Source organism: Nitrosomonas marina (assembly GCF_900111605.1).
GTDB lineage: Bacteria > Pseudomonadota > Gammaproteobacteria > Burkholderiales > Nitrosomonadaceae > Nitrosomonas > Nitrosomonas marina_A.
Genome location: NZ_FOIA01000016.1, coordinates 84,328 through 92,073, shown reverse-complemented (window position 1 = coordinate 92,073; position 7,746 = coordinate 84,328). Strand labels below are relative to the sequence as shown.

Sequence of the window (7,746 nt, the reverse complement as noted above, 5' to 3'; positions counted from 1 at the left end):
AATTGAGAATAAATCAAATTCTTGAACAGAAAAATAGTCGGAAATCCAGCTAATCGTTCCCTGGCTTGGAAAGATTCGCTTTAAGTATATTTTTAGAGATTCCCTTAAATGGTGGGCATCAGCAACCAAAAACCATAGGCGCGCAATCGATCCCCTACACTGACACGATCATGTAAAAGAGATCCGTCACAAAAGAAATACCCCCTCGGGCCTTTAAGTGAAAGAATTAGCGGCAAAGAAATGCACAGGGGTAATTTCAATGGGATTATATGATCAGTACTGGGCGCATGTATTCTAAGAAAAAAGTCAGGCTGTTAATCTGCAGGACCCTGTCCAAGCACTGGTCGGGAAGCTATTCTTTTCTTGGGCTTGCCGCTGATACCACTGTCCGCCGGACTTTGAGGTGTGGGGTCGGTGCATTGACATTTTTCTGGCTGCAGCAGAAACAATCAGATTTGCCAGGCTTGCTTGTATTAATTGAAATTCATAACGTGATAAATCGTGATGGCGGCTTGTCTTTGCTGTCGCGTGATTATTTGTTTCTCTGTGCAGCAAACGTCAGGGATGACCAAGGTTCATAAATTACAATAAAATCATGTTTGGTTTCTGTTTTTTTTGATTAAATTACTCTGATTCTGACCAATTGAAGGACCTTCTCTTGTAGCCCGTGTTTTAATTTCTGATGGTTTCACTTAGTCAAGATTAATACTAACCCCAATAGGCACTGACCGTTGGATTGATTAAACTTGTTTCCAAGATGAATTAATTTGATGCAGGAGGAACCATCATGAAAACAGCAACAGCTCACACAATCACAATTATATTTTTGTTTACACTGCTTTTGGTTGCGTTACCGGTAAGTGCTTTTGCTGCTGATTCCGGTCAACAAAACATTGCTAATCATTCAACATTGGCCCAGCATTACAAAGAGCAGGCTGATGAATATCAAGCCAGAATTGAAGACGAAATTGAAGCGGTGAGAAATAAACCAAGCACGGCTTTCCTGGGTAGAAATGCAAAACATTTCAAGGAGCATGTGGTGTTTAAACTTAATCAGTTAGAAATGGCTGTCGAAGAAAATCTGGAAAAAGCAGCCTATCATGAAAAAATGGCGGCGGAACAAACCTTACAGCCAGTGTCGTTATCTTCAAACTAATCTGATGATATTGGTGGCTGAACGGATGGACCAGGAACAAAAACGCAAATAGCGCATAGTAGAGCTTGCAAAAAAACCCACTTCGGTGGGTTTTTTTGTTGTAGTTATTCTGCCATTTTTTGTAAAACAGCTTCTTTTAGAAGATGTTAAATCCAATATGCCTACTATGAACGATTAAGGCAATGCTTGCATATACCATGCAATTCCAGCTGCCTATGCGCCAAAGTAAAGCCGGTATCCAGAACACTGCGTTCTATTTCATCGACGATAGGTTTTTTCATTCCCACCTCCATCACACTGCCGCAGCGATCGCATATAAGAAACTGTGGCGCTTCATGTTGATGATCGCACGCGATATGTGCACACGATATATACTGGCCGGAAGTTTCCAGTTTGTGTACCAATTTTTCTTTGATCAAAAAATCCAGTATGCGATAAACCGACATGACTGGCAACGACCCCTGAAAATGTGCTTTGTACCTGTCAGCGATCTCGTAAGCAGATAGTGGTGTTTGGGAATTTAATAACACTATCAGCACATTTTTGCGCTTGCTGGTCAGCTTCACTCCGGCAAGAGCACAAGCTTGTTGTAATTTTTTGATGATTTTTTCAATTTCAACCGGCATTTCGTTTATTTATTTGAATTTATTAAATAAATATTCAGGTTCCCATATTTATACACTTGTCATGGAATGAAAAAAAGTGTGTGTTGAATTTATTAATCACTTTTGATGAATGATATCCAAAGATAACAACAACCGCGTTTCATCGGCATCTATATCAGGTGAACGGTGTATAGCTCCAGAGTTTTCATTCCCTTCCCATTTGTCACCTTTGAATAAAGCGATATCACCCGAGTTCAATCTTTGTACTGAATCAGAGTATCCAGGTTTTTCATTGAGTATTTCAATAAAATTCGTTGAATATGCATTGCAATCAAGCCATTCGGTTCCTTTTCCGGCGTATGATGTAATCAGGCGGCAAGGTACTTTATCGGTATGGAAGCGTGGACACATCGTTTTATTTAACACGCACAATCTAAAACCAATTTGATTGAGTTCGAATAAACATGCGAACATTTCCATCACAGTGTGCATGTCATTGATAAAAGATTGGCGATATTGATGTTGTGGTAGTGATGCACACAACAGATCGTTAAGATTATGTAAAGATACTATCTGTGTTAACTGGAGAGTATGAAAAGTATTTTTTAGAAAATTTGCGTAATCTTTTACATCAGTATTCATCGTGCGCCTATAGATGCACAACTTGATATGGGTATCATAGATTCGCGTCAGGATTTCAGGTGCATGTCCGGTTATAGAAATGCTTGAATCCGGCCTGGACCGATTACTTGAAGGCTTGTTTTTTACACATGTTGTATCCATATTTCACGCCTGCCAGGAATCAAATGGGTCTTCTAAACCAGTCCAGCAATTCCTTCCGGATTCCAGTTCTTCATCGGTCAGCAGGCATTCATCCAGCCATTGGCACAAAGCATGCTGATCAAGATTCTGCCCTATAAAAACAAGTTCTTGCCGTCGATCTCCATAAGGCTCCCGCCATTTTTCCATGATCGACGCTATTTGAGTTTCATCATGCGGCCATTCGTTTCTGGGTACTGCTTGCCAGAATATTCCGGCATAGCCATAGCGCGCAATGCCGCCAGCCTGACTCCACTGTCCGGCATAATCCGGTCGCGTTGCAAGCCAGAAAAAGCCTTTGGACCGAAGCAGCTTTCCCTCTGTCCAGGGGTGATGGAGAAAGTCGTAGAAACGCTGAGGATGAAATGGTTTTCGGGCGGTATAGACAAAGCTGCCAATGCCGTATTCTTCGGTTTCCGGGATATGTTCGCCACGCATTTCCTTTAACCAGCCCGGCGCCTGCTGTGCATGCTCAAAACTGAATTTTCCGGTATTCAGAATTTTAGAAAGATCTATGTCGCCGTTTTCGATTGCAATGATTTCAGCTTGCGTGTTCAGGCAACTCAGAATACTCCGTAATTTTTCTAATGCCTTTGAATTAACCAGATCAGTTTTATTGATTAAGATCACGTCACTAAATTCCACCTGTTCGATCAGCAGGTCAGCGACGCTGCGTGCATCGTCTTCACCCAGGCTCTCACCTGCTTCCTGCAGCATTTTGGCTTCTTCATAATCTTTCAGAAAATTAACCGCATCAACAACGGTCACCATTGTGTCGAGACGTGCAATTTCAGACAAAGCGGTGCTTTCGTTATCCGCAAAAGTAAATGTTTCCGCAATCGGCAGTGGTTCCGATATACCTGTCGATTCAATGATCAGATAATCAAATTTTTTCTCACTGGCAAGTTTGCGTACCGCAATTAACAGATCTTCGCGTAACGTGCAGCAGATGCAGCCATTGCTAAATTCAATCAGTTTTTCTTCGGATCGATTCAATGATACTTCTTTATCGATAACAGTGGCGTCGATATTTATCTCGCTCATATCATTGACAATAATTGCGACACGCAATCCTTCTCGATTCTTCAGAATATGGTTCAGAACGGTTGTTTTGCCCGCACCCAGAAAGCCCGAAAGCACAGTTACAGGCAGACGATCATCTTGCATAAAATTATTATTAAATTGAGTTTAATTAAGTGATGATATAACATATCATTAAATAGATAAAATTTTCAAATTAAATCTGTTCTTTTTCTGTTCTTTTGCAAAATGCAATATTTCTATAAATTAAATTGAGATTATTTTAAATACATACAGAAAATAAAGTCGGTCAATTCCAGGAGTTATTGAATATTCAACGCTGTAAATGACAAGAAATTATCTATTACAACTCACTGTGGCAAACTATCATCATTTTTTTATTCAAAATGCATCTCTTCGCTCGATTGATAGCGATTTTTTTTATAGTGTTAACAAGCAGCGCCTTAGTCAACGAAAATGCCTTGGCGGAAGATAAACTTCGTGAAACAACAGATCGTAACATTTCTTCAATGTCTGACGAAAGTAAGCCCGTGATACAGATGACGCCAATAAACATTATCGGTACCACGCCAGAGCAGCTGCCAAAACCGGGCGCTTCCACGCTAAAAGGGCGTGCACTGCAGTTGAAGCAAAGTGATACGCTTGGTCAAACATTGAATGAAGAACTTGGTGTCAGTAACGCGTCTTTCGGTCCCGGTGTCGGCATACCAGTAGTCCGGGGCCTGACGGGATCGCGTGTACGTATCCTGCAAAACGGCATTGGTACACACGATGCAACCAGCCTCAGCCCCGATCATGCACTGGCGATCGATACGTTGTTTGCGCATGATATTAAAATCCTGAGAGGTCCCGAGACTGTTCGATACGGCGGTAACGCAATCGGCGGTATTATCGATGTCAGCGATGGTCGTATTCCGGAAAGACGTGCAAAGAAAACCGTCAGTGGCACCGTCGAGAGTCGTTATAACACCAACGGCAGCGGCACGCATTCGGCTTTCACATTAAACACCGGGAAAGACCGGTTCGCACTCAATCTTGGCGGTTTTTTTCGTGACCGTAATGATATCAGGATACCCGGTAAAGCCATTGATGAAACCTTTGCGGCGGAACAACTGGGATTGACGGAAATAAACAACGCCAGCGGCAAAATACCAAACACTGACAACAAAGCGATTGGCGGTTTTACGGGTCTTTCCTGGTTTGGTGATCAAGTGATGGCAGGCATGTCAGTTTCCCACACCGACAATCGTTACGGCGTTCCCAGAGGCAGTCATGGTCTCGACCCAAATCATCTGGAGGGCCTGGAAACGATTTTGCCAAGACTGGATGATCTGACAGGGTTTGAAGATATTTTCGGTCCGCAGGCTTTGTTTCCCAGCATCCGCATCAATATGCAGCAAACGCGCTACGATTTCAAATCCGAATGGTACGAACCGGTACAGGGTATTGACAGTATCAGTTTTCGTTATGGTCTGGTCGACTACGGCCATACCGAACTGGAAGGTGGATTACCGTTTACGCGGTTCAAAAATGACACCGGAGAAGGTCGAATGGAAATGCATCACAGTCTGCTACGCAACCTTAGCGGCAGCTTCGGTGTGCAATGGATTGACCGTAAATTTTCGGCACTCGGTGTCGAAACATTTGTCCCTAAGACCAATCAACTGTCAATCGGCGTTTATACCACGCAAACATACACCTTGAACAATTGGTCCTTGCAGGGCGGTCTACGATTCGAGCATTCCCAGGTTAATCCCAAAGCAAACGAATTAAGTCTGCGTGGCAGTGCGTTGTCACCAGTGGCGCTGCCCGATTCACTTGATTTTCAGGCAGTATCCGCTTCTTTAGGTTTGCAGTGGAATCCACGACAGGATTTCACCGCCACGTTGACATACAATCATGGCGTACGTCCGCCGGACATCCAGGAATTGTTTTCATTCGGCCCACATTTGTCTACACGCAGTTTAGATGTTGGCAATGTTCGGTTAAACAATGAAACTGCAAATATGGTCGATTTGGGTTTTGAATGGCAAACCGAGCGCATCAGCATGCGGTTCAATGGCTATTATAGCCGCACCAGCGATTTTATTTATCAGCGCAATACCGGCCTGGTTTATGAAGTTGATAATGAAGTTATCCGTCAACGTTGTGTCAGTGTTGTGGAATGCGTATCAATATTAGCATACGACCAGCGTAATGCTGAATTCATCGGTTATGAATCCAGAGTCGACGCCACGCTTTACCAGTTGCCCTACGACGATCTGTCGTTGTCGTTGTCGTTGTTTTCTGATTATGTACGCGGCCGCTTTGTCAACGGTGAACGTGATGACGTGCCCCGTATGCCCCCGTTGCGCTATGGCGCCGAACTGGGGTTGGGTAACCGGACATGGAGCACGGCGTTGCGTTATACCCGGGCCGAAGCACAACGCCATCCCGGCATAAATGAAACGCCTACCAATGGATACCATTTATTGACTGCGTCGGCAGACTATCAGTTTAAAGCAGGTAAATGGGGTGATTTGTGGCTGTTTGCCAAAGGATACAATCTGCTTGACGAAGAAATCCGTAATTCGGTTTCTTTCCTGCGCAATTTCGCGCCAGAACCGGGCCGCAGTTTCATTTTTGGTTTGCGCGCCACATTTTGAATATGACATGTGCTCCGCTACACAAACAAAACAAATGAGACTTCGCTTACCACCCTGCAAAGCAAGTCGCTTTTCCGCCCGTTTCTGCGTCCTGTTGCTGATCGCCCTGCTGGCGATGCAGCCGGTTTCTGCACAGCACCTGGATGTCGAAGTCTGGGGCCAAGGCAATGCCTTGTTTGCCGGATTTTGCCGCACAACCGCCGCAGTCGGTTGTGACCTGGAAGGTTTGGCAGATGCATTGGGGCTACCAGACGGTACGCTGCCGATTGAGGCAATAACAAAAAAACGTATTTTTCCGGTCGATTTTCGCGATCTGAGCGGAGGTGACTTCAGTACCCGAAATCCAGGTTTTCAGTCCGTCCGCAATGCGCTGCTGCCCTACGAACTGCTCAGTTACCGCGCATTAGGCAAACTGAAATACTGGGACCCGGCACTATCCACCTGGAATGACGCACCACCGAATGTACAAATCCGGTTGTTTGGCGGACTCGAAGCCAGCGCCGAGATACTCAGCGATTTTTCTCAGTGCGCCGGTCAATTGCTTTGCTTCAGCGAAAACATACTCGGCTTTGACGGCAGCACCGTATTTTCGGGAAACGGAATACATGGCAGTCAGGAACTGGTTGTCGATATTACCGACGCCAATGGCATCTTACATACGCATCTTAGCTTCTTTCTGGAAAATCAGGATGGTGAAACGGGAGGCCCGGACGGTGCTTATCTGATCGAAATGCAGCTGGTTTCCAATGCGCGCTTCTTTCCATCTGATCCGTTTCTGGTCTTGTTTAATGCTGGAATCGATTCCGCTGAATTCGGCGCGGCTTTGAAATCTCTCACAGGAGAATCAGGCAACAATGATCTGCCACAACAGCCAGAGCTTCCGATTTCAATCCCCGGCGACGTGGATCTGGATGGGGACGTTGACCGGATTGATGTTGCATTGATTCTTCTGGCGGCGCAGAACAACGAAATGTTAAATGTCAGCAATGCAGCCTTCGACGTCGATAAAGATGGTTTCATCACCCGAGACGATGCGCTGCTGGCTAAAACACTATGCACACTGAGACTTTGCAGTATTCCGGTCGAGGCGCCGGCGACTGCACTAAATGCGGCCGCGACTTACGACGATACATCGGGCATTCTGAACCTTAACGACATACATACGGATGGCAGGCATTACCGCGCGGAGTTAAAACAACAGGATGACCGTACGTTCATGTTGACCACGCTGCAACCAGATATTTCCCGCTACGCATCACCGGCCCAGTATGATGCAGTAACCGGGCTTCTTGAAATCCAAGCGGTTTTTGTCAACGAAAAATTTTACCGGGTAACGCTGAAAAATGCCGGGAATTCACTTTTTACAGTGGAATCTTTAAATGAAATTGATGCGTTACCCAATCAGATTGATTGATGACAAGTGATTAGCTTGACTGATATTTAACGCCAATACTATAAATAACTATGATAGGAGATTTAA

The 7,746-nt window shown here is 44.7% G+C and carries 7 protein-coding genes; 4 read left to right on the top strand and 3 right to left on the bottom strand.

Annotation, left to right across the window (positions count from 1 at the left end):
• Positions 1-287: 287 nt before the first annotated feature.
• On the top strand, positions 288-581 hold the full coding sequence (locus BMY62_RS08890; protein ID WP_177170339.1) for a hypothetical protein: 294 nt from the start codon (positions 288-290) through the stop codon (positions 579-581).
• A 206-nt stretch (positions 582-787) separates the two neighbouring features.
• Positions 788-1,156 (top strand): hypothetical protein, encoded by a 369-nt coding sequence (locus BMY62_RS08885; protein ID WP_090658757.1) that lies wholly within the window; start codon positions 788-790, stop codon positions 1,154-1,156.
• A gap of 164 nt (positions 1,157-1,320) precedes the next feature.
• Here the strand turns inward: BMY62_RS08885 and BMY62_RS08880 are convergent, their stop codons facing one another.
• The 3 genes from BMY62_RS08880 to zigA form a co-directional block, all read right to left on the bottom strand.
• Complete coding sequence (locus BMY62_RS08880) at positions 1,321-1,782, bottom strand: Fur family transcriptional regulator (protein WP_090658755.1); 462 nt, start codon at positions 1,780-1,782, stop codon at positions 1,321-1,323.
• A gap of 96 nt (positions 1,783-1,878) precedes the next feature.
• Complete coding sequence (locus tag BMY62_RS08875; protein ID WP_090658753.1) at positions 1,879-2,544, bottom strand: DUF1826 domain-containing protein; 666 nt, start codon at positions 2,542-2,544, stop codon at positions 1,879-1,881.
• A 3-nt stretch (positions 2,545-2,547) separates the two neighbouring features.
• Positions 2,548-3,747 carry a zinc metallochaperone GTPase ZigA gene (zigA, locus tag BMY62_RS08870; RefSeq protein WP_090658751.1) on the bottom strand — a complete coding sequence of 400 codons (1,200 nt, stop codon included), beginning with the start codon at positions 3,745-3,747 and terminating at the stop codon, positions 2,548-2,550.
• A 383-nt stretch (positions 3,748-4,130) separates the two neighbouring features.
• On the opposite strand from zigA, the gene BMY62_RS08865 reads away from it, so the two are divergent.
• Together BMY62_RS08865 and BMY62_RS08860 are read left to right on the top strand one after the other, a co-directional pair.
• Positions 4,131-6,266 carry a TonB-dependent receptor gene (locus tag BMY62_RS08865; RefSeq protein ID WP_177170338.1) on the top strand — a complete coding sequence of 712 codons (2,136 nt, stop codon included), beginning with the start codon at positions 4,131-4,133 and terminating at the stop codon, positions 6,264-6,266.
• A gap of 34 nt (positions 6,267-6,300) precedes the next feature.
• Positions 6,301-7,680 carry a dockerin type I domain-containing protein gene (locus BMY62_RS08860; protein WP_143058781.1) on the top strand — a complete coding sequence of 460 codons (1,380 nt, stop codon included), beginning with the start codon at positions 6,301-6,303 and terminating at the stop codon, positions 7,678-7,680.
• Positions 7,681-7,746 lie beyond the last annotated feature (66 nt).

Excerpts from the sequence above, each read along its gene's own strand:
- BMY62_RS08890 (WP_177170339.1), top strand. The coding sequence starts at position 288 with ATGTATTCTAAGAAAAAAGTCAGGCTGTTAATCTGCAGGACCCTGTCC.
- BMY62_RS08885 (WP_090658757.1), top strand. The coding sequence starts at position 788 with ATGAAAACAGCAACAGCTCACACAATCACAATTATATTTTTGTTTACA.
- BMY62_RS08880 (WP_090658755.1), bottom strand. The coding sequence starts at position 1,782 with ATGCCGGTTGAAATTGAAAAAATCATCAAAAAATTACAACAAGCTTGT.
- BMY62_RS08875 (WP_090658753.1), bottom strand. The coding sequence starts at position 2,544 with ATGGATACAACATGTGTAAAAAACAAGCCTTCAAGTAATCGGTCCAGG.
- zigA (WP_090658751.1), bottom strand. The coding sequence starts at position 3,747 with ATGCAAGATGATCGTCTGCCTGTAACTGTGCTTTCGGGCTTTCTGGGT.
- BMY62_RS08865 (WP_177170338.1), top strand. The coding sequence starts at position 4,131 with ATGTCTGACGAAAGTAAGCCCGTGATACAGATGACGCCAATAAACATT.
- BMY62_RS08860 (WP_143058781.1), top strand. The coding sequence starts at position 6,301 with ATGAGACTTCGCTTACCACCCTGCAAAGCAAGTCGCTTTTCCGCCCGT.